A 17,606-nucleotide genomic window follows, 5' to 3' on the forward strand; every position below is an offset into this window, starting at 1 on the left:
GGAGGCCCCCGTGAGGCTCAGACCGCCGGTTGAGCCGATGCTGGCGCAGGCCGCGGAGTCGGTGCCGGGCCCGGCGGCGCTGCGGGCGGGGGGTGGCGTACGAGCAGAAGCTGGACGGTCATCGGGCGCTGCTGTTCACCGCGGCCGGCGCGGGCGGCGTGGTGCTGGTGCAGACCCGCCGCGGAGCGCTGGTCCAGGACCGGTGGCCAGACCTGGTGGCGGCCGCCGAGGCGCAGTTGCCGCACGGCCTGGTCCTCGATGGCGAACTCGTCGTCTGGAACACCGAGGCAGGCCGGTTGTCGTTCGAGGCGTTGCAGCGACGGGCCGCCACCCGCGCCCGCGGCGCCGCCGGCCTAGCCGCAATGCCGGTGACTTTGCGGCCTCCCAAGGCACGCCAACCGCTGCATCGTTGCAGGTCAGCGACTCGCGAGTCACATTAAGTCAGTGGCATTGGGCCTAGCCGCCCGGTGGCCGGCCTACTTCGTTGCCTTCGACGTCTTGCAGCAGGACGGCCAGGAGCTCCTCACACGCCCGTACGCCGAGCGGCGCGCACTGCTGGAAGGGCTGTTCTCCGAGCACGCCCTGACGGCGCCGTGGACGTTGATCCCGCAGACGACGGACCTGGCCTCCAGCATCTTCAGTTCGCGAGGATCGTCTGGAAGGAGAGGCAGGGGGTCTATCAGCTCAACCCCCAGGTGGCCGGATTTACGACGCCCGCCGAGGCCGACGAAGCCATCAGGCACATGGATGAGGCTGACTACCTCGACGTCGAGGACTTCGAAGATCGCTACCAGGCCGCTGTCCAGCGCCACCAGGAAGAGCTGAAGCGCAAGGCGGTGGAGCGGAAGGCCCCGCCGAAGCCGCCGACCGATCTGGCCGCGCATCGACGAAGTCGAAGAGAGCGCAGCGCCGGACAGGGCTGACAAACACGAGGCCCCCGCCATGGCGGGGGCCCTCGTGCGTCTGGTATCGCACACAGGATAGCCCGCATTCGGCCCCGCCTGCTACGTGGCAACAGGGTGGCGCATCCTTGGGGCCCGCCGCCGTCCTGCCTACGGCGTACGCGGCGCCTGGCTGTCGGCCTTGTTCGGTGCTGCGGCCGGGGGGCGGAAGGGGGAGAGGGTGTGGGCGGCGGCGTCGGGCGACACAGTGAACTGGTCTCTTCGATGTGCAGTGAAAATCGAACACGTGGTCTAATTTGAGCCATGGCGCATTCCACGCTCCGCGACGACCTGGCGCAGGCGCAGTACGACTGGGGCCGTACGTACACCGCGCTTGCCGCTGCCCACCCGCGCGGCACCACGGCGTGCGGCGTCGCTTGCTGCACCTCTCCAACCGGCTCTTCTGGCATCCCTTCTGGTCCACCCCGGCCGGACATCGACCGCCGCCCGGGCCGCCCTGTCCCAGCCGGTACGCGCCCACAAACAGGGAGGGATGCGCGTGATGGTCACCTGACCGAGCGCAGGAGCAAGTTCTGGCCTGTATCCGGGAGTGGATCTACGAGCACGGGAGGGGCCGACGGTCGCGAGATCGGTCACCGGGTCGGCCTGTCCAGCACTCGTCCGTGCAGTACCAGCTCAAGCGGCTTGAGCAGCAGGCGTGATCTCGCGCAGTGGCAGCCGCTGGCGCTCCTACCGATTGACCTGAAGGCGGGGCACCGCCATGTCCGCACCGTTTGATCTCCCACCGGACCTGTCGCGCCTGCGCGTGCTGGAGACCTTCCTGCTCGCGATCCTGGCCCGGGTGCGGGAGCGGATCCGGCACCTGGAGCAGCAGGCTGTCATCCACGAGAAGATCGAGCGGCAGAAGCCGCCGCCGGAGTGGACGGTGCAGATCAGCATCAACGGGCACACGCCCGTCGCCGTGCACGTCGGCGCGTGTTCCATGGGCGGAAGCGAGGTCCGCAGCAAGGCGATCAGCCGGCAGGACGCGATCCAGGCCCTGCACGACGGGGTCAGCGCCTGCACCCTGTGCCGCCCGGACACGGAACTGGGCATCCTCGAGTAAGACGGGCTGACCTAGGCGCTGGACTTACGCCCCGTCGTTTCTTTGCCGCCGACTTCTTGCCCGGGGCCTTGGCCGCTTCTTGGCGGGCGCGTTCGCGGCTTTGCGTTCTACGTGCCCGGCCATGTCATGGACGCTCGCATCATCGCCGCCCGCGCCGCCTGGACCTCGCCGCGGGCCTGGCGTGCGACTCACGGATTCGAGCAGTGCGGACATGAGGTCGACGACGGGAGCCGCGGCCGGCTCGGGCTGAGCCCCTTCGGGCTTCGCACCCTCGGCCTTGGCGCGGATCAGATCTTCCAGGGCTGCGCGGTAATGATCACGGAAACCACTGAGGTCCTCAACGGCCATGGCCTCCATGAGGTCGACGGCCGCCTCGATCTCCTCGTCGGCCACGGGCACAGGCTTGGGGAGCAAGGACTCAGGGGACGGATCTCGTCCGGCCACTTCAGGCTGTGCAGGACGATCGCGTCCTCCTTGATCCGCAGCAGCCCGAGGCGCTCCCGGTTGTGCCACGCGTACTTGGCGACGGCGACCTTGCTGGAGCGCTCCAGGGCCTGGCGCAGGAGGACGTAGGGCTTCGCTGCGACGGCGCCGTCGGCTGCCAGATAGTAGGAGTCGCCGATGCGTACAGGGTCGATGGACTCGGCCGGCACGAAGGCGACGATCTCGATGGCCTTCGCGGTGGGCAGCGGCATGGCGTCGAGCTCGGCGTCCGTGACCTCGATGATCGTGTCGCGGGAGATCTCGTAGCCGCGCCCGATCTCGCCCTGGTGCACGACTTGCCCGTCCAGCTCGCAGACCTTCTGGTACCGGATCCGACCGCCATCGGCCTCATGGAACTGACGGAAGGCGATGCTGTGGTTCTCGGTGGCGCTCAGGACGCGACAAGGGATGGTCACTAGGCCGAACGAGATGGCTCCACTCCAGATGGGGCGTGGCATGGCGGGCCTCCAGCGGTGGGGGTATCGGCCTAAAACGGACACCGCAGTGGGCGTGGGGGCGGGCCCGGACACTCCGCCGGGTGAAACGTCGGGTGGTCGCTCTCACCGGGCGAGGCGACGACGAGCGGGTCTCCGCAGAGGCCCACTACCCCGATTCCGGTTTGCGCGAGGGCGAAGGTGCGCGAGTCGTCGTCGATCACCCCCGGTGTCGTCCTGTCGTTAGCTCCGGCCGGGTGGAGGATGGGTCTTGATGATCACCGCTGACCCTCGGGAGGGGACCATGGCCGACGTCTGGGTGCTCAGTCCAAGTCACAGCGAGCCGGAGAAAAGCCGTCTGATCCGTTCCGACGCCATCACCTACCTCAGCACGTCCGCCGAGGAGCTTGTCGCGGCCCGCGTCGGATCGGACGACACTGTCGTCTGGTTCACCGGGCCACCCAGGGCGGCAGAGACCTCCCCGACGACTTCCACCTTGCCTACCTGGCCAAGCTCGCAGTGGCCCGCGGGCGGGCCCGCGTGAGCGAGGAGGACCTGGTGCTCCTCGCCGACACGGACGCCAACGGCGCGGAGCTTTGGCCAGCCTGACTTTCGTATCAGCTGGCCCTGCCAAGGGGGAACCGGACGCATTCGCCGAGCAGTCCCCCGCACCGGGCGGGGGGATTCGCTGGCGTCTGGCCTGGTCAGCGTCCGGTGAGCCGGTGGAGCGCGGGAGCACTGACGCCGCCGCTGTGCCGGCCGGCATGGGGGTGAGAGCCCTGAACGGGGGCAGGGCCCCCACAACGCGGGTCCGTGGGGGACGGATATGCATGCACGCGTCAGCGAACAACGACCACCAGGGCGTCACGGTCACTGCCTGCCCGGAGTGCGCTGTGTCTTAAGCGTCGTGAGTCTCGGGCTGCAGAAGGCGCGTCTTGTGGGCACCCGGGCAGGCAGACCAGACATGACTACGCCGCTTCCGCCCGGTCAGCATCAGCGTCCAGCTCATGCACATGCTTCAGCGCCATCCGCTGATCCACCCTCTTGCCCACCTCAACCGTCTCCCAGTACGGATGCGTCGACACCACAGCCGACAACTCAAGGAGCTCACGACGCAGGCGGGCGACCTCCACCTTCTGCACGTCGGTGTACCCAGGGCTGGGCGGCAGGCTGCGGGGTTCCCCGTCGCTGTAGAGAACCTTCGGAGCCGTCCACCCCTCCGAGGGCTCCACCGACCAGGGGAGAGTGCGGCCGAGGGCTTCGTACTCCGCCCAAGTCTGGTGCAGGCGCAGCTGAGCCGCGCGAAGGTCTTCGGGAAAGTCGTACGTAGCCACCCCAGAATGCTACTCGTGTTCGATTTCCTAAGGCCAGCAGGCGCGCCCAGACCACGGCGATCAGCCCCCTGGCCGATCCCGCGTCGCGGGTGCATGCCCGCCATCAAGGTGGGCGGCCGGATGTGGTCCTCGCTGCCCCCAGCAGACAGGACCCTCGGCCCGTCTGCTGACACGAGCGCCCGGTACACCGAGGGGGACTTGCAGCACGCGGTAGGCCGCGGGCAGCAGGTCGAGGTCGGCGACGACCCCAACGCCTGCGCCCGGCTGATCCCCAGCTCGGCCTGCGGGTACTCACCCGCCGTAGCCCAGGGCCACCCACACCCGCGCCCGGTGCGCTTCGCGCACCCGCTGCGCCAGCACCACAGCCGCCCGCTGCGCTTCGCCGATCGCCGCACGCAGCTGCTCGGTCAGCCGGACCGCATGTACCCGGCCCACCGGCTCCAGCCCCGCACCCTGACCCTGCTCATCCGAGGAAGCCACAGCTCCATGGTGCTCCCCGTGAGCCCGGCCGGGCAGGGGGCACGAGAAGCACGCGCGCTGCCGGCCGGTAGGAGGGTGAGGGCCCTGTCGGTTGTCACGAGAACGTCAGTGGGTCTGCCACGGATATGTCAGTGGGCTTTCCTTGACCGCGGTGGGGTCGCGTGTCGGACGGCATGGAAGATTTCAGTAGCGCACGATTCATTTCAGGACGCCTTTCAGTGCCGCAGCGAAGATGGCAGTGCGGACTCGGACGCTCGATCGGCAACTATCCGGTCGTGCAGGATCGTCCTTCGGGTATGCCCCACCCGAGCTCCGAACCGTCCCCAACTCCGCCTGCCTGGCCGCACTGTGGCCACGGCACCACGCCGGTGGACCCCGTCGGCTGCCGCGGCATCCACGTCCCCGGCCACACCGCATGCCTCGCCCACCTGGACGACACGGACCGCGACGCCTACCTGGCCGGCCTGACCCCCGGCGCCGACATCGACCACTGCGGCACCACCTTCACCCAACCTCTTCTGGACGCCCTCCTCGATGCCCTCCGCGACCCCGCCACCGGACACCCCCACTTCGGCGACGCCGGGTTCGGGTCGGCGACCTTCCAGGGCCGCGCCCTCTTCGGGTCGGCCACCTTCCGGGGCGACGCCATGTTCGAGTCGGCGATCTTCGAGGGCGACGCCGGGTTCAGGTTGGCTACCTTCGAGGGCTACGCCATGTTCGGGTCGGCGACCTTCCAGGGCCGCGCCCTCTTCGGGTCGGCGACCTTCGAGGGCGACGCCGGGTTCGGGTCGGCGACCTTCCAGCGCGACGCCGGGTTCTGGTCGGCGACCTTCGAGGACTACGCCGACTTCGAGTCGGCGACCTTCGAGGGCGACGCCGGGTTCAGGTCGGCGACTTTCCAGGGCGGCGCCGGGTTCGGGTCGGCGACTTTCCAGGGCGGCGCCGACTTCGGGTCGGCGACCTTCGAGGGCGACGCCGGGTTCAGGTCGGCGACCTTCGAGGGCGGCGCCGACTTCGAGTCGGCGACTTTCCAGGGCGGCGCCGGGTTCTGGTCGGCGACCTTCCAGGACTACGCCATGTTCGGGTCGGCGACCTTCCAGGACTACGCCATGTTCGGGTCGGCGACCTTCCAGCGCTACGCCATGTTCGGGTCGGCGACCTTCCAGAGCGATGCCCGGTTCGGGCAGGCGGTTTTCGAGCAGTCGGTCAGCCTCGGGCCGTTGGTGTGCGCGGGGCGGATGAAGTTGTCCGGCGCGGTGTTCGGCGGCCCGGCGACCCTCTCCTTCGCCGCACGCCGCCTGGAGTGTCGGCGGACCCGCTGGTCGTCTACCGCCGAGTTGCGTCTGCGCTACGCCACGGTGGACTTCGCCCACGCGGTCTTCGAATACCCCCTCACGATCGCCGCGGAAGCCGACCCCTTCGTTCTCCCCGACGGCCAGCCGGTGGCAGAACAGGCTCTGGCCGACGCGCCCGACGCCACGGTGCGCATAGCCTCGCTGCGTGGCGTGGACGCGGCGCATCTGGTCCTCGCGGACGTCGACCTGTCGGGGTGCCTGTTCACCGGGACCGTGCACCTGGACCAGCTGCGGCTGGAGGGCAACTGCTCCTTCGATGCAGTCCCGCCGCGTACGCACTGGGGGCGCTGGCGCCCCGTACGGTTCACCCAGCGCCGTACCCTCGCCGAAGAACACCACTGGCGCGCGAGCCGGCCGGCGGCAGTCCGGGGCTGGAACGTGGCGGTGCTCGGAACTGGACGTGTCGGGCCGTTGCAACTGGCGCCGGTGTACCGGGCGCTGCGCAAAGCGTTCGAGGATGGCAAACACGAGCCGGGGGCGGCCGACTTCTACTACGGGGAGATGGAGATGCGCCGCCACGCCGACCACATCCCCCGAAGCGAACGGAGCCTTCTGACCGCTTACTGGGCACTGTCCGGCTACGGTCTGCGCGCCTCCCGGGCCCTGGGCTGGCTCGCTGCCGCCATGCTCATCACCATCATGCTGCTCGTGGGCTTCGGGCTCCCGAAGGATTTCCCGAAGCAGGAAGCGACCGGCACCGTGCCGCCCGGCGGAGGCAAGGTCACCTTCGAGATCGACAAGGCTGATCCCCAGAACCCCACGGGGGACCGGTTCACCGGCGAGCGCTTCGAGAAGGCCCTGAACGTCACGCTCAACTCGGTGGTGTTCCGCTCCTCCGGCCAGGACCTGACCACCACCGGCACCTACATCGAGATGGCGTCCCGCGTGACCGAGCCGGTCCTGTTGGGCCTGGCGGTCCTGGCCGTTCGTAACCGCGTGAAACGCTGACCTATCGCCCGACGGCCAGGTCCAAGCAGAGCGCCGCACTGAAACAAATGGTGCGCTCGCTCGGTCAGATGTCGCCGCACCAGAGATTTCAGCGCCCAGGTCACCGGGCCGCCAACTGGCGTGGTGCGCGGATCATGCTCTCCTTGGAAGAGCCGATCTCGCCGCGGCTGGCATTGGTGATGAAGCCGAGGCGTCGGTAGAACGCGTGCAGCCGATCCGGGGCCCCGCCGAAATTGCCGCTTGGACCGAGCGCCACCGGCACACCGTGCAGGTCGGCCGCGGCGGTGATGCGCTCCATGACGCGCGTGCCGATCCCGTTCCCTCGCTCGCTCTCCGGGAGGACGATCCAAAACAGCACGAGATACGGACCGCGATCGAGTCCGAGTTCAAGCCGCACGCTCGGGTTGCTGGTCCGTATCCCCTCGGCCAGGGCATCGGCCCATGACTTCGGTGCTTGGTCCATGAACGCTCCTTTCGATTCGATCGGGCGGCAATCGGCGAAGTGTCGTCTGCCACGAAAACGTCAGTGGCTTTGCCGCGAGGTGTGTCAGTGGGGTTAGCCGACCGAGGCGGAGCTGTGTGGAGTGCGGACCATGCTCTCCCGAGGAGAGCCGATCTCGCCGCGCCTGGTGTTGGGGACGAAGCCGAGACGTCGGTAGAACGCGTGCAGTCGGTGCAGGTCCCCGCCGAACGTGTCGCTCGGGCTGAGCGTGATCGGTACACCACGGACATCGGCGGCGGCGGTGATGTGCTTCATGACTCGGGTGCCGAGCCCTTTGCCCCGTTCGCTTTCGGGCAAGAAGATCCAGAACAGCACGAGGTACGGACCACGATCGATCCCGAGTTGAAGGCGTACACCCGGGTACCTGGTCTGGATCTCTTCGGCCAGGGCGTCGGCCCATGCCTCCTGCGCCTGGTCGGTCACCGGCTGCCGCCTTCGAGCTGGGCCGGGACGCGGGAGGTCCGCAGCTCCTTGAGCTCCGGGATGTGGTTGTAGAGGGTGCCCACCGAGACGCCGAGCAGGGCCGCGATGGTCTCGATGCTGTTCTCCGGGTTGGGCAGCATGTCGCGGGCGGCGCGCAGCAGGTTGTCGTTGACGACGGTGGGTCGGCCGCCGACGCGGCCGCGGGCCCGCGCGGCGGCCAGGCCCTCGTTGGTGCCCGACACGATCAGTTCCCGGATGAATTCCGCGAGGGCGGCGAAGACGTGGAAGATCAGCCTTCCGCCGGGGGTGGTGGTGTCGAGGTTCTCGTGCAGGGAGGTGAAGCCGATCTGCCGCTTACGGAGTTCGGCGACCATGTTCACCAGGTCCTGGAGGCTGCGGCCGTACCGGTCCAGGGAGGGGACGACGAGCGTGTCCCCGCTCTGGAGGAAGGCGTGGCACGCCTTCAGCTCCGGGCGCAGGTCGTTCTTCCCGGACTTCTTCTCAGGAAAGATGCGCCGGCATCCCGCGAGGGTGAGGGCGTCGATCTGCCGGTCGAACTTCTGCCCGCCGGTGGAGACCCGGGCGTAGCCGATCCGGATCTCGCTGGAGCGGAGGGGGAAGACGGCGAGGAGGTCGTCGTCCGCGGCGAGGACATCGGTCAGGTTGGTCACTCGCGTCAGTGTGCCGTCAGCGGCGGCGCCGGGGCGGACGATCGTGAACGCCGGCAGGGCCCTGACACGCCCGGGCCCTGCCGGTCACCGAGGACGGTCAGGTGCAGCAGTCACATCCGGGGCGGCAGCCGCACGCGTCCGCCTCACCGCCGGCGGCGGACGGTGCCACCGCGGCGGTGGGTGCGCAACAGCCCTTGCCCTGCCAGGCGTCGCGGCCTTCCTTGACGGCGATGGCGGCAATGACCAGGGCGGCGATCGGGTCGGCCCAGGACCAGCCGAGGGTGGCGTTGAGGACCAGGCCGACCAGGAGGACGGCGGAGAGGTACGTGCACAGCAGGGTCTGCTTGGAGTCGGCGACCGCGCTGGCGGAGCCGAGTTCGCGGCCGGCCTTGCGCTGAGCGGCGGACAGGAACGGCATCACCGCGAGCGAGAGAGCGGCGATGACGATGCCGGGGATGGAGCGTTCGGCCTCGCCGGTGCCCGCCAGCGCCCGGACGGCGTCGAGGGTGACGTACACGGCGAGGACGAAGAACGAGACGGCGATGATCCGCAGGGTGGTCTTCTCCCGGGCCTCGCGTACGGCGTGGTCGCGGGCGGAGAACTGCCAGGCGACCGCGGCGGCGGAAGAGACCTCGATGACGGAGTCCAGGCCGAAGCCGATCAGCGCGGTGGAGGAGGCGATCGTCCCGGCGGTGATCGCGACGATCGCCTCGATGACGTTGTAGGTGATGGTGGCGGCCACAAGCAGCCGTATCCGCTTGGCGAGGACGTCGCGGCGGGCCGGAGCCGGGCCTATACGAATGGGTATCTCGGCGGTCATCAGCAGCAGCCCTTCTCGTTCGCGTCGACACAGGTCTTGTCGGCCTCGACGGCGACGACGGCGGTGCGCAGGTCGTCAAGCGCGTGACCGAGTCGCTCGTCGGCGAGCTCGTAGCGGGTGCGCCGGCCGACCGGTACGCCGACGACCAGGCCGCAGTCACGCAGGCACGCCAGGTGGTTCGACAGCCGCGTGCGGGAGATCTCCAGGGTGTCGGCAAGGTCGGCAGGGTGGGCCGGGGCCTCGCGCAGAGCGAGGAGGATCCGGCAGCGGATCGGGTCGGCGAGCGCGCGGCCGACGCCCGCGGAGTCCCGGCTCGTCCCGGCCGCCGACGGCCGCGACCGCACCCAGCGCGACCGCGACGCAGCCCTCGCCGCCCGCGCCTCCACCAGCCTGCTCGGGCTCATCGACCCCACCGCCCCCGTTCCCGCCGACCCGGAGAGCTGATGCCGCGCCACTTCGTCGACCTGGACGGGGCCAACGCCCTGCCCACCGGCCACTTCCAGATGACCGCCCGGATCGTCCGCGACCTCGTCGCGCACGCGGCGACCGGCGTCGTCCACGGCCCGGCCGGCACCGGCAAGACCTTCGCCGTCGAAGCCGCCCTCGAAGCCCTCGACGCGCTCCCCGGCGTCGACCGGCCCCAGGTGTGCCTGCTGACCTTCCCCTCCCGCCCGACCATGCGCATGATCGCCGACCAGCTGCTGCGCGAACTCACCGGCGCCGACACCCCCACCTCCCGCAACCGCTTCGACCTCACCACCAAACTGGTCGGCCTGCTCGCCACCCCCATGCGCCTGGTCGTCGTCGACGAAGCCCAGCGGCTGAACGGCGACTGCATCGAGCTGCTGCGCCACCTCCACGACCACCCCAAGACCCGCTTCGCGCTGCTCTACGTCGGCGGAGACGGCTGCTGGGAGGTCCTGTCCAAGGAGCCGATGCTCCGCTCCCGCGTCTTTCGCCGCCTGCCCTTTGCACCCCTGGCCCCGGCGAAGGTCCCGGCCCTGATGCGCCGCTACCACCCCATCTACCAGGAGGCCGCCGACGAACTGCTCGTCGACGTCGACAACTCCTACGGACACGGCACCATGCGCGACTGGGCAGTCTTCACCCACACCGCCGCCGCCCTGTGCGCCGAGCAGAACCTGGCCACCGTCGACCAGACCACGGTGCACAACGCCTACTCCCTCCTCGGCGGCGGCCTGCGTGACTGAAACCCTGCCCGCCGCCGAACAGACCGATGACCCCGCAGCCCGGCCGGTCGTCCCACGCCGTACCGTCCGCGTCGTCATCGACGCCGCCGACGACCCCAACCTCAACCGGCGCCTGGCCGCGCTCGAAGCCCCCAGCCGCATCGTGATCCGCCCCAACCCCGTACGCACCACCACCGACCTGGTGTGGGACGTCCTGGCCGCCGCGGGCAAGAACCCCGCCGCCGTCCACTCGCCGCGCCTGGGCGTCAGCGACGCGTGGAAGGCCGTCACCGCCTGGCTGACCGCCGCCCACGTCACCGACGTCATCGTGGAACGCGCCCACCGGCTGCTACCCGGCGAGGAACTCGACCTCGCCCGGCTCGCCGACGCCATAGACGCCGACCTGTGGCTGATCTGGTCCTCACCCGCCGATCCGACTCGCACCTGCAACTGCCTGGAAAGCCTCGGTCGTGCCCGCCGCAACGGCGGCCGCCTGCCGCACAGCGGACCCCACCGAGAAGTCCGGGTGATCGGCATCAGCATCTTTCACGACCTGCTGCCGCTGCCCGCCCCGGCCCACCAGCAGCCGCTCCACCCCGACGAGCACGTCGACATCGGCGCCGACTGGCCGGCCCTGCCGACCGTCGACTTCCCCCTCTTCCTCGCCGCCTGCCGCCGCCGCCTCGCCGGAGACACCTTCGACCAGCTCAACATCACCTACCGCGCCGAAGCCCAGCGCACCGACGAGTTCGTACGCCGCCACCGCCACGAGCTGACCCCCAACCGCACCACCGGAGAGTTCCAGCGGCAGCTCAACGCCTACCTGCGCGACGAACGCCTCGGCACCGCCGCCAGCCCGCGCCTCGCCCTGATACGCCTGCGCGCCATCCAGGCCGCCCTGCTCACCCGAGGCGTCCTGCTGCGCTGGCAGTCCGCCGCCCTCGGACCGGCCGTCCCCGACAGGCTTACCACCTGGCTCACCCCCGGCATCTGCCGAGCCCTGCGCGCGACCGTCTCCACCCACGCCGCCGCCGTCACCGTGCTCTCCCTGCACCTCACCGCCGCCCCCGACCGCTTCTCCCACCTGCTGTGCCGCAACGTCGACGAGCACGGCCGGTACCTGTACCTGCCGACCTTCGCGGACGCCGCCGTCTACCTCCGCGCCGACTGGGCCCATCAACTCGACCGCCACGACGAGGACGAGTGCCCCAGCTACGGACACACCACCGGCAAGACCCTCCTCCCGCCGTACGCGGCCGACATCATCGCCGCCCACCTCGCCCACCGCCGCGCGGACGGCGCCGGCACCCGCCGACGGTTCTTCGCCGACCCGAAGAACCCCGAGCTCGAATCCTCCGACCGGGCCCTGACCGAAGTGGTCCTGCGGACCTGCCGGCGCATCGGCGTCGATCCGCTCTGGCTGCACCGCGGTCACTGCGAAGTCGCCACGCTCGGCGCGGGCCTCGCCCCGCGGACCGACTGGATGGCCGCCCGCCGTCTCGACGTGAAGATCCTCAGCGACCGGGGGGCCATCCTGTGACCGGCCCCTACAAGCCCCCGCGCTACAAGCCCCGCGGCTGGGGCGAGGAACTGCGCCGCCGCCAGCACAACGCGGGCATGTCCGACTGGGAGCTCGCCGACCTCCTCGGCGTCCACGAACACGACATCTCCCTGGACCACCTGCCCAACCAGCCGCTGCACGTCGTCCTCGAACTGGCCCGCCGCCTGGACCTCCACCCCGGCGACCTCAGCCCGTACGCCGCCGACGTCTACGACCACCCCCGCTACCTCGACGTCCAGCAGCAGCCCGAGCCCGCCCCCGGCACCGACACGGACGCGGTCGCCGTCCTCAACGCCCTCGCCCACGCGGCCGCCCACTCACCGCCGACTTCCTCGCCGAGTCCCTCGGCTGGAACCTCGACCGCGTCACCGACGCCGTCGAACGCGCCTGGGCTTACCCGGAGCTCTCCGGGCCGTACGCCCTGCGGCGGGCGGCCCCCGCGCACTTCACCCTGAGCCCGCGCCTGGACGTCCTCACCGACCGACAGATGAACTGGGTCCACCCCGCCAACCACACCGAATCGTGGCGGCACCCCCAGGATGCGCACTACCGGCCGCTCCAGCGCGACGTCCTCAGCGAACAGGACGCGGCCGTGCTGTTCCAGGCGTCCTACGAAGGCTCCGTCTCCACGGACACCGAGGAGCCGACCGCGGCCACCGTCGCGGGCCTGCTCGACGCCGGGCTCCTGGTACGCGCCGACGACGGCACCGCTGTACTGGCCGACGACGTCCGGTACAGCCTCCGCCTCACCGACACCGACGACGTCAGCACCTACTGACACACCTCATGGCAGAACCACTGACATCCAGTGGCAAGCACCACTGACCTCTTCATGGCAGACGACAGGCCCTGAGGGGCTTGAGCAGGGCCCTCACAACGCGAGTCCGTGGGGGACGGATATGCACACCCGCGTCGGCGGAACAACGACCACCAGGGCGTCACGGTCACTGTCTGCCCGGATGCCCTGCCTCCGAGCGTCGTGAGTCTCGGGTTGTTAGAGGGCGTGTCTTGTGGGCATCCAGGGTGTGAGTGGGCGTGACCACGGTCTCCAGGGGTCGGCCGCGGTGGGGCTGGCCTCTGGCCGTGCAACCAGGCACCTCGTTGCGCGCTTGAACCGCTGACCTTCTCGATGTGCGCAGGCGGTTACCCGGGTTCATGCGGGGCGGCGGGGCGGGTGTCGTTGTCGCAGCTCGGCTCGGCAGCCAACGCTGACGATGTGTAGAGCTTGGGCACCGCCGTGCGAAGGGAACCGGGATGATCCAGATCGCGGATATCCGTGAGTGGCGCACCCACGACGTTGTCGACGCGGGCGGCCATAAGATCGGCACGATGGAAGCGGTCTACGTGGACACCAGCACCGACGAGCCGGCCATGGCCACCGTCCAGGTCGGGCTGCCCACCCGCCACCACCTGGTCTTCGTCCCGCTGGCTGGCGCGATCGCTGGCCCCGGGTACGTCAAGGTCAATTACGACAAGTCGCTGGTGAAGAAGTGCCCGACGATCGGCACGGACGATGTCCTGCCCGCCGAAGACGAAGCGGCGGTCTTCGCGCACTACGACCTGCCCTACCAGCCCGGCGCGAACGGTGAGCGGCAGCTCGCCCGCCGCTGAACGTTGGTCTCCTCAAGGAGGTGTCCGCGCCATGACGCTCTTCCTGATCCTCATCATCGCGGCGATCGTGCTGGGCATCATCGGCGCCGTCGCCGAAGGACTGCTCTACCTGCTGGTCATCGGCATCGTGGTGTTCGCCGCCGCTCTGGTCTACCTGGGGATGCACCTGCGGCGCTCCGGCCGCCACCGCCGCACGCTCCGCTGACCGGCTGCACCGCGTCCGGTTCCGGCGCAGTGGACGTCACCCCCGCGGTGGGTGGACAACGTCGGAACGAAAACCGGCGATACAGGCAGCTGTCACGGACGTCGGTACAGCGGTCATCTGTGGGATTGGCCTTGGGGGGCCGTCGGTCGCCCCGGTCGGCGCCGACGCCTTGGCGTTACCGGGGGAGTAGGGCGCTTACGGTCTTGCCGCCGGTCGGCTGGCGGGTCACGGCGGTGGCGCGGGCGAGGCGGTTGATCATGGGCCAGCCGAAGCCTCCGGTGCCGCCGTTCAGGCCGGGGGTGCGCATGCGCGGAGCCTGCGGACTGCTGTCATGCACGGCCACCTTGATGCTGTCCGGGTGCGCGGTCAGGTCCAGGGTGCAGGCGCCGCCGTGGCGCAGGGGCTTGGTGACGAGCATCCGAAACGACGAGGACCACGGTGTCGGCGGCCTCGGATGCAATCGCTGGTACGAGACCTTCGAGGAATTCCCGGGCGCTCTCGCGTGCGCCGGCCACGGACGTCGCGGAGCGAGCGGTTGCGACGCTGACGCTCATCGTGTCCATCAGGCCACCCTTGGTCTCTGCATCCTCAATGCCCGGTCCTGTCCGCCGGGGCTTGTGCCCCGGCTGCGGCCCGTTAACCCGGCTTGCTTCCGTCCTCCATCGCTGTTCGAGGTCGATTACCTCACTGTCGAACGCACGAGAATCTATGTCGGCTGGAGTAGACATTGGTCAGTGGTGTGGTTATGGTTTCTCTCGTAGCCTAGAGAGACGCAGGGCCTGGCAGAGACGAACTGCCGGGCAGTAGTACCGCAGTTGCAGTTCGCAGGGCGGTGCGGTGGTGGAGTTTCGAAGCCAGGGTTGTTGCAGGACGGCGACGGGACTGACGACCGGACCGGGTGGCCCGCAGTGATCAGGGGCCGCCGTGAGCAGTACCGCAGTCATGGCAGTGCAGTACCCGTGAGTGCAGTTCGTAGTACCCAGCAGTGAAGTCAGTGAGCAGTACCTCGGTGAAGGCGTCGGCTGCGGGCGCGCGCACCGGGAGGTTCGGCAGTGGGTTCTAAGCCAGAGCAGACGCACGATGGGCGACGGGGCTGGCTGCCGAAGAGTGGCGCTGTGACAGGCCACTGAGCAGTTCGCATCACCAGCAGACGCAGTACAGCAGTACGCAGTACCCGTTGGTAGCAGTTGATCAGAGGGAAGAACGGAGGAACAGGGCGCCATCAGGATCGCCCGGGCGGAAGTCTTGAGCCCGGGTACCGCAGGACATCGATAGTGAGGTGGTCTCCGGTCAAGCAACCGCGATCCCCGCACCCCCGACAGCATCTCGGTCGGGTCTGCGGACACAGAAGGCGGCGCAGTACAGGGCCGGCAGATGGTGTAGCAGTTCCTTCGGGGCCCTGGTGCCATATGGCACCAGGGCCCCTCCACGCGTTCCATAGAGAGGTGCAGATGACAGCAGACGACTCGTTCGGCCGTCTCGACGACGATGACTACCCCGCCTACACCATGGGCCGGGCCGCCGAGATGATCGGCACCACCCAGCCTTCCTCCGCACCATCGGAGAAGCCCGCCTCATCACCCCGCTCCGCTCCGAAGGCGGACACCGCCGCTACTCCCGCTACCAGCTGCGCATCGCCGCCCGCGCCCGGGAACTCGTCGACCAAGGCACCCCCATCGAGGCCGCCTGCCGCATCGTCATCCTCGAAGACCAGCTCGAAGAAGCCCAGCGCATCAACGCCGAATACCGCCGCACCGCCGGATCACCCAACCCCACGGCCGCGGCCTGAGACGGCCGAGACCCGCAACTCCCCTAAGAGCTCGTGGCTGCCACCCACACGTGCTGCCCGGGACGCAAAGCCGCAAAGCGTTCCGGGCAACTTCGTCCGGTACGACGAATGCTGGCCGGTCGCTGCTTTCCTGCCCTTGCGGAGGAATTCGGTCGGATCTTGGACTGAGTCCACCCGATCGCGCGCACGTTGTTATAGGGGAAGCGACGGGCGATAGCAGGGAGTTCACCGTGCCGGAAGCCAGATCAGTCGATATGACATGGGCCGGGAAAAGGGCGGTCGATGCCCGTACGCGCGGTCTGTGGGCCAAGGGAAACGACTCGACCCGGTGGTCGCGGTGCGGTGACGCCTGGGACGCGCTGGTCATCACGCCCATCGGTCTCGGCCTGGCCGCCCTGGATCGGATGGGCGCCGACGTACGCCGCGGCTACCCGGTGCTTGCCGACCACATCAGAGACCGGCTCTACGTCATGGTGCCCGCAGACACAGGCCACACCGCACAGGGCCCGGGTATGCGCGTGCTCTCCCGGGACCAACAACTGCTCCTGCCCTGTACCGAGCACGGCACGGCGGCGTCGCACTGGATCAGTGCTCCGCGTGACAGCGCGCCGCCCTTGCTCCCGGCCGACGACCTCGCGCTCGCGCTGCGCGAGGTCTGCCGGCTGAAGGGGTGAGTTTGCATCGCGCTGACGGCGTGCGCACGACCGCAGCGGCGCGAGTGGAAGATGGGGCGAATCTGGGCCCCGGACGAGGAGTCCACTGACGACCACGTCGGGTCGGCATCGGCACGAGCAGACGCTCGAATGCCGCCTGGTAGGCACGGGCAGCAGCCCTCGCCGTGCACAAGCTTCCTGTGCCAGTTGGCCGCCGGGTGGCGGTGTGCCGGCACGGCCATGCCCTCGAAGTCCGACGCGCTGGGGCGGCCACCATTGCGAGTGTCGCCCGTTGTCGCTCTGCGGCAACACCGGGGCTACTCCGTCGAGTGGACAGGAGTCCGCGCAATGAGGGCGTTGATTGTCTTGCCGGGGCCAGGGCCGGGCGTGACGGTCACGCCGTCGGTCAGGCGGCGGACCATGTGCCAGCCGAAGCCTCCGCTGCCGCCGTTGAGGTCGGGGGTGACCTCGCGTGGGGGTGCGGGATTGGGGTCGCTGACCGCGGCGCTCACCGCATCAGGGCTGGCGGACAGTTCGAGGGTGTAGCGGCCGCCGCCGTGGCGCACGGCGTTGGTGACGAGCTCGGACACCACCAGGACGAGCGTGTCCGCCACGTCCGGTCCGAGTGCCGGGCTGAGGCTGTTGGTGAATGCGCGGGCGATCTCGCGGGTCCGATGGATGTCAGCCGTGCTGTCGCCCATCGTTCGATGCGAGGCAACCGTGTTGGTGATCTTTGTGTCGTTCATGCACGTACACCCCGCCTGGATCGGTTGTGCCGCTTTGCAGAACGGGTAGCGTGCCCGCTCGAGCAGCTTCCACACGGGGGCGACAGAATCCCGTCGTCTCCAGCGGGAGGAAATCTCCGGTGGCGGTAGTAGACATTGCCCTTTGATCGGGTAGGGTTTTGCTCGTAGCCAGGACAACAAGTGAGGCGCGGCAGGGACGAACTGCCGCGCATGCAGGTTCAAGCGAGTTGTGGCACGGCAGCGGAACCCGAGGGCCGGATGCGCCAGGGTCCTCGGGTTGGCTGCCGGGCGGGACGGCCCACAGGGGCGGATTGTGGCACGGCAGTGGAGTGACAGGGCCGGACGCATGCAGGGGTCTTGTCGCTGACTGCCGGGCCGGCGGCCCAAAGGGGCC

Annotated in this window: 21 protein-coding genes and 3 pseudogenes; 14 read left to right on the top strand and 10 right to left on the bottom strand. The window is 69.4% G+C overall.

Annotated elements, in window-relative coordinates; genetic code table 11:
- The first annotated feature begins 92 nt into the window (after positions 1–92).
- The 4 genes and pseudogenes from AS594_RS35475 (at position 93) to AS594_RS35485 (ending at position 2,007) form a co-directional block, all read left to right on the top strand.
- Complete coding sequence (locus AS594_RS35475; protein WP_069931514.1) at positions 93–440, top strand: ATP-dependent DNA ligase; 348 nt, start codon at positions 93–95, stop codon at positions 438–440.
- Between the two features lie 4 nt (positions 441–444).
- Positions 445–519, top strand: a pseudogene (locus tag AS594_RS47680) (hypothetical protein); the annotation flags it as partial.
- 74 nt (positions 520–593) lie between these two features.
- Positions 594–923 (top strand): hypothetical protein, encoded by a 330-nt coding sequence (locus AS594_RS35480; protein WP_240509190.1) that lies wholly within the window; start codon positions 594–596, stop codon positions 921–923.
- A 739-nt stretch (positions 924–1,662) separates the two neighbouring features.
- Entirely contained in the window at positions 1,663–2,007 is a 345-nt protein-coding gene (locus tag AS594_RS35485; RefSeq protein ID WP_069935784.1) for a DUF6233 domain-containing protein, read from the top strand.
- Positions 2,008–2,294: 287 nt separating this feature from the next.
- On the opposite strand, the gene ku is transcribed toward AS594_RS35485, so the two are convergent.
- Entirely contained in the window at positions 2,295–2,948 is a 654-nt protein-coding gene (gene ku / locus AS594_RS35490; protein ID WP_338120201.1) for a non-homologous end joining protein Ku, read from the bottom strand.
- 250 nt (positions 2,949–3,198) lie between these two features.
- Between ku and AS594_RS35495 the strand changes: the two genes are divergently transcribed.
- Complete coding sequence (locus tag AS594_RS35495) at positions 3,199–3,468, top strand: hypothetical protein (RefSeq protein ID WP_069935786.1); 270 nt, start codon at positions 3,199–3,201, stop codon at positions 3,466–3,468.
- A gap of 424 nt (positions 3,469–3,892) precedes the next feature.
- Here AS594_RS35495 and AS594_RS35500 read toward each other — a convergent pair whose 3' ends face one another.
- Positions 3,893–4,258: a hypothetical protein gene (locus tag AS594_RS35500; protein WP_069931509.1), complete on the bottom strand. Its 366-nt coding sequence runs from the start codon at positions 4,256–4,258 to the stop codon at positions 3,893–3,895.
- Positions 4,259–4,549: 291 nt separating this feature from the next.
- Complete coding sequence (locus tag AS594_RS44085) at positions 4,550–4,738, bottom strand: hypothetical protein (RefSeq protein WP_141747207.1); 189 nt, start codon at positions 4,736–4,738, stop codon at positions 4,550–4,552.
- 296 nt (positions 4,739–5,034) lie between these two features.
- Between AS594_RS44085 and AS594_RS35505 the strand changes: the two genes are divergently transcribed.
- Positions 5,035–7,041: a pentapeptide repeat-containing protein gene (locus AS594_RS35505; RefSeq protein WP_069935787.1), complete on the top strand. Its 2,007-nt coding sequence runs from the start codon at positions 5,035–5,037 to the stop codon at positions 7,039–7,041.
- Between the two features lie 100 nt (positions 7,042–7,141).
- Here AS594_RS35505 and AS594_RS35510 read toward each other — a convergent pair whose 3' ends face one another.
- The 5 genes from AS594_RS35510 to AS594_RS35530 all read right to left on the bottom strand — a co-directional run bounded on the left by AS594_RS35510 (position 7,142) and on the right by AS594_RS35530 (position 9,861).
- Positions 7,142–7,504, bottom strand: a complete 363-nt coding sequence (locus tag AS594_RS35510) for a GNAT family N-acetyltransferase (RefSeq protein ID WP_069931507.1) — start codon at positions 7,502–7,504, stop codon at positions 7,142–7,144.
- A 93-nt stretch (positions 7,505–7,597) separates the two neighbouring features.
- Entirely contained in the window at positions 7,598–7,966 is a 369-nt protein-coding gene (locus AS594_RS35515) for a GNAT family N-acetyltransferase (protein WP_069931506.1), read from the bottom strand.
- Complete coding sequence (locus AS594_RS35520; RefSeq protein WP_069931595.1) at positions 7,963–8,628, bottom strand: recombinase family protein; 666 nt, start codon at positions 8,626–8,628, stop codon at positions 7,963–7,965. The genes AS594_RS35515 and AS594_RS35520 overlap by 4 nt, the downstream gene beginning before the upstream one ends.
- 106 nt (positions 8,629–8,734) lie before the next feature.
- Positions 8,735–9,457 (bottom strand): cation efflux transmembrane domain-containing protein, encoded by a 723-nt coding sequence (locus AS594_RS35525; protein WP_069931505.1) that lies wholly within the window; start codon positions 9,455–9,457, stop codon positions 8,735–8,737.
- Entirely contained in the window at positions 9,457–9,861 is a 405-nt protein-coding gene (locus AS594_RS35530; protein WP_240509191.1) for an ArsR/SmtB family transcription factor, read from the bottom strand. The genes AS594_RS35525 and AS594_RS35530 overlap by 1 nt, the downstream gene beginning before the upstream one ends.
- Before the next feature lie 39 nt (positions 9,862–9,900).
- On the opposite strand from AS594_RS35530, the gene AS594_RS35535 reads away from it, so the two are divergent.
- The 6 genes from AS594_RS35535 to AS594_RS45005 all read left to right on the top strand — a co-directional run bounded on the left by AS594_RS35535 (position 9,901) and on the right by AS594_RS45005 (position 14,024).
- Positions 9,901–10,668, top strand: coding sequence for an AAA family ATPase (locus AS594_RS35535; RefSeq protein WP_069931504.1), 768 nt, complete (start codon positions 9,901–9,903; stop codon positions 10,666–10,668).
- Positions 10,661–12,187, top strand: a complete 1,527-nt coding sequence (locus AS594_RS45000; RefSeq protein WP_069931503.1) for a hypothetical protein — start codon at positions 10,661–10,663, stop codon at positions 12,185–12,187. The genes AS594_RS35535 and AS594_RS45000 overlap by 8 nt, the downstream gene beginning before the upstream one ends.
- The gene (locus AS594_RS35545; protein ID WP_069931502.1) at positions 12,184–12,663 is read left to right on the top strand and encodes a helix-turn-helix domain-containing protein; all 480 of its coding nucleotides are present in this window, start codon (positions 12,184–12,186) and stop codon (positions 12,661–12,663) included. Before AS594_RS45000 ends, AS594_RS35545 begins: the two co-directional genes overlap by 4 nt.
- 32 nt (positions 12,664–12,695) lie before the next feature.
- On the top strand, positions 12,696–12,986 hold the full coding sequence (locus AS594_RS35550; protein WP_069931501.1) for a hypothetical protein: 291 nt from the start codon (positions 12,696–12,698) through the stop codon (positions 12,984–12,986).
- 476 nt (positions 12,987–13,462) lie between these two features.
- Positions 13,463–13,819, top strand: a complete 357-nt coding sequence (locus tag AS594_RS35555) for a PRC-barrel domain-containing protein (protein ID WP_069931500.1) — start codon at positions 13,463–13,465, stop codon at positions 13,817–13,819.
- Positions 13,820–13,850: 31 nt separating this feature from the next.
- Positions 13,851–14,024, top strand: coding sequence for a hypothetical protein (locus AS594_RS45005; RefSeq protein WP_167368098.1), 174 nt, complete (start codon positions 13,851–13,853; stop codon positions 14,022–14,024).
- Positions 14,025–14,199: 175 nt separating this feature from the next.
- Here the strand turns inward: AS594_RS45005 and AS594_RS35560 are convergent.
- Positions 14,200–14,587: pseudogene (locus tag AS594_RS35560) on the bottom strand (ATP-binding protein).
- A gap of 888 nt (positions 14,588–15,475) precedes the next feature.
- On the opposite strand from AS594_RS35560, the pseudogene AS594_RS41760 reads away from it, so the two are divergent.
- Both AS594_RS41760 and AS594_RS35565 read left to right on the top strand, forming a co-directional pair.
- Positions 15,476–15,813, top strand: a pseudogene (locus tag AS594_RS41760) (MerR family transcriptional regulator).
- A 230-nt stretch (positions 15,814–16,043) separates the two neighbouring features.
- On the top strand, positions 16,044–16,487 hold the full coding sequence (locus AS594_RS35565; RefSeq protein WP_141747208.1) for a hypothetical protein: 444 nt from the start codon (positions 16,044–16,046) through the stop codon (positions 16,485–16,487).
- A 296-nt stretch (positions 16,488–16,783) separates the two neighbouring features.
- On the opposite strand, the gene AS594_RS35570 is transcribed toward AS594_RS35565, so the two are convergent.
- Positions 16,784–17,212 carry an ATP-binding protein gene (locus AS594_RS35570; protein WP_069931593.1) on the bottom strand — a complete coding sequence of 143 codons (429 nt, stop codon included), beginning with the start codon at positions 17,210–17,212 and terminating at the stop codon, positions 16,784–16,786.
- Between the last annotated feature and the right edge of the window lie 394 nt (positions 17,213–17,606).

The sequence above is a fragment of the Streptomyces agglomeratus genome, from assembly GCF_001746415.1.
GTDB lineage: Bacteria > Actinomycetota > Actinomycetes > Streptomycetales > Streptomycetaceae > Streptomyces > Streptomyces agglomeratus.